Annotated in this window: 3 protein-coding genes; all 3 read left to right on the top strand. The window is 38.9% G+C overall.

The features are described from left to right. The coding region (hxsA, locus tag L1D50_RS22505) for a His-Xaa-Ser repeat protein HxsA (protein WP_239966889.1) at positions 1 to 562 on the top strand (562 nt) is incomplete at its 5' end. After that, entirely contained in the window at positions 559 to 924 is a 366-nt protein-coding gene (locus L1D50_RS22500; RefSeq protein WP_239966888.1) for a TIGR03982 family His-Xaa-Ser system protein, read from the top strand. The genes hxsA and L1D50_RS22500, both read left to right, overlap by 4 nt. 1 nt (position 925) lies before the next feature. Further along, complete coding sequence (locus L1D50_RS22495; RefSeq protein WP_239966887.1) at positions 926 to 2,170, top strand: His-Xaa-Ser system-associated MauG-like protein; 1,245 nt, start codon at positions 926 to 928, stop codon at positions 2,168 to 2,170. Positions 2,171 to 2,766 lie beyond the last annotated feature (596 nt).

The raw sequence follows: 2,766 nt of genomic DNA, 5'->3' as shown, positions 1-2,766 counted from the left end.
TATTATAAGTATTTTTGCTGGTTTCTCATCAATAGCAACACAAGCCAGTAACTCTAACGTAGATATGGATATGACTTCACAGGCACAATTCCGTTTTCTTGATGATGTTATTACTACACCACTCAATGATTTTACCCTTCCCGATTTCATAACTAGCCATAGAAGTCATCGGAGTCATTCTTCGCATCGAAGCCATTCTTCTCATCGCTCGTCTTCAGGCGGTGGATATTCTTATCCTAAAAAGTCATCTCCTCCACCAAGTCAACCTAAAGAGCGTTCAGAGCCACTTTCTCAGCCAGCTAGACCAGACTCCACCATTCCGAAAGACAACCAAAAAACAAAATTAGAGACTATTAAAAAAAATAAAGAGCAACTTAAAAATCTAATCCTAAGGGTTCAATTAGCTTTGCATAGCCTAGGGTATTACACAGGTGAATTGGATGGAATAATGGGACCTCAAACACGTAAAGCATTAAATGAATATAGGCAATATAAGGGCTTACCTGAAAGTTCTACTTTGGATTCTGATGTATTAAATGCACTTGGGATACTAGTTAGATGAAGTGGGTTGATTTAACTTTCAAGCTTGCGGTTATAGTAGGTGTAGCGACATACATACTAAAAGAGATCGCTATTCCTTTCGCTGTATACGAGCTAAACAAAACGGATTTCATGAGTTATTCAAAGTCATGCTCTCAAGCGATGGACAGTAATTGGTATATTGAACAACAAAATAGTCAAAATCTCAGAACAGCTTCAGAAATTCAACTTCTGGATTGCCATGAATACGACCTTCTTCAAAAGCATATGCTCAGGTATGGTGTATCTGAATATGCATTAGCTGAACTTGGCCTGAGAGCTCTAGAACTTCATCAGAAACCAGCATCAGAGATGGTGAAACAGCACAAATTCACGGAGAGATAACATGAGAACGATATATTCTTTATGCATACTAATTGGCTCGATATGTATGCATGTGCAAAGTGCTGATATTGACTACAAGCTTGAAAAAGTAATAGAAGCATATGAGCTACAAGGACTAAATTGCGCGAACTCCCAATATCATGATCCTTCTCTATCAAAAGTTGGAGAGTTTATTTTTGAAAATACCATTCTAAGTGGTAACAATGATACTTCTTGCTCGACTTGCCACATTGAAAAAAAAGCTAGAACCGATGGCTTACCAATATCAGTAGGAGTTGGCGGTAATGGTGAAGGGCAAGCCAGACTTTCTCATGGGCATGGCATATTGGTCCCTAGAAACTCTTTTACTTTGGCCGGTAGAGGTTTTTTAGACTACAAGACATACTTCTGGGATGGGAAAGTACAAGCTCAAGATAATAAATGGGTCAGCCCAGTAGGCAATGGAAAAGAGCTTGGATATCACTCCCTCCTCGCGGTAGCCGCAACCTTGCCTCTTTTAGCTCGTGATGAATTTCTTGGCCTCAAAAATAATAAGGAATCAGAAGCATATGTTTCCGAAGTTAATTCACACTATCACCAAGATAAATACCACGCCCTCACTAAAGCAATAAGAAAGAAGCTACAACATCCTCCGAGCGAACAATGGAACGAATTTGCTGCACTGCTTTCAAGCGTAGATTTAAAAGCAGCTCATGTTGAACTATCTGATATTGGCAATGCTATCGCCGCATTTCTTATCGATAAAGAAAATTGTATTGAAACTAAGTGGTCACAATTTATCAAGGGGAATAAGCAGGCACTTAATAATAAAGAAAAACTAGGGGCCTATTTATTTTACGGTAAAGCGCGATGCGCAACTTGCCACTCTGGTGATTTACTATCTGATTTTTCTTTCCACTCATTAGGTGTGCCTCAAGGTGCCTTTGGCGTAAGTATTTTGGGTCAAGACTTAGGTCGTTCCGAAATCTCTTTGAGGGCATCGGATCGCTTTAAATTTAAGACTCCATCTTTATTGAAAGTATCGGAAACACCACCTTATGGACACAACGGTATGTTTGAAAAGTTGGAGGATATCGTCATGTTCCACTTAAACCCCTTAATTTTCTTAAAACAATATGAATGGGCTGATGATGAAGTATATAACTACGGCAGAGTTCTAGCGTCACGCTCTTCAAGCTTATCTTTTGTTGGCATGCTAACTGAAGAAGAAATCAAGCAGCTAATTGCATTCGTTAAAACACTGTGATCACACTGTGATCACACCTACAATAACATAAACACTTGATGTAATTTAGTGTGTGGGTATGAATAACTTTTCTCCATTAGACCGAGTTTATCTGGACTCTCTATCTACTCGAACCACTGAGCTGATTGGGTTTTAGTCATCTAATCCATATTTTCCCAACAATATTGACTTAACAGCATGATCATCTTTTTCTGGTAAAAGCGAGTACTAATTTGATAGCCTTTTGGTGATACTTTGTATTCACTAAGAAACAAGAGTAAGTACCGTGAGTTACGAGCCATAGCTCGAAGGTCAAAGATGCCAGATTGAGGCTTATTTATGCGAGGGTTTTAGTTATCAAGAGATAGGAAAAATGCTAAAAGTGAGCTGAAGCACCATTAGTCGTGAAGTGAGGCCTAAGCCAAAGGTTGCACATTCAAACGGCTCATCCGCAGTGTTCAAAATACACTTAGCCTTTCTTAACATACTCGCATATCTACTAAGGTCAACCATGAACGTTTCCTCGTTGTTGGCGAAGCAAGTGTAGACCGTGTAAAAAGAAAATATTGAACTGCATAAACCTTTAGACTATATGCCCTAAATCATATGTCAAAATA

The sequence above is a fragment of the Pseudoalteromonas sp. Isolate6 genome, assembly GCF_022398435.1.
Lineage (GTDB): Bacteria > Pseudomonadota > Gammaproteobacteria > Enterobacterales > Alteromonadaceae > Pseudoalteromonas > Pseudoalteromonas galatheae.
This window is presented reverse-complemented; position numbering and strand designations above follow the sequence as displayed.

Coding starts and splice junctions, on each gene's coding strand:
- L1D50_RS22500 (WP_239966888.1), top strand. CDS start 559: ATGAAGTGGGTTGATTTAACTTTCAAGCTTGCGGTTATAGTAGGTGTA.
- L1D50_RS22495 (WP_239966887.1), top strand. CDS start 926: ATGAGAACGATATATTCTTTATGCATACTAATTGGCTCGATATGTATG.